We start from the raw sequence: 209 nt of genomic DNA on the forward strand, positions 1-209 counted from the left end.
TCTTGCAATGCCAAGTCTACACGCTCACGCAACTCTTTACCCGGTTTGAAGTGAGGAACATGCTTTTCTGGCACTTCCACGCGTTCGCCGGTTTTTGGGTTGCGCCCGATACGGGCAGGGCGGTGGTTCAAATCGAAGCTGCCGAAGCCGCGGATTTCGATACGTTGTCCACGAGCCAGTGAGCGGGTCATGGTATCAACCAAGACTTT

At 54.5% G+C, this 209-nt stretch carries 1 protein-coding gene; it reads right to left on the minus strand.

Going from position 1 to position 209, the window contains the following annotated elements; translation table 11 throughout:
- Positions 1-209: integration host factor subunit beta (locus ACTHSP_RS24420; protein WP_440347264.1), on the minus strand; the 209-nt coding region annotated here is incomplete at both ends.

It is taken from the genome of Neisseria sp. P0001.S005 (genome assembly GCF_051963715.1).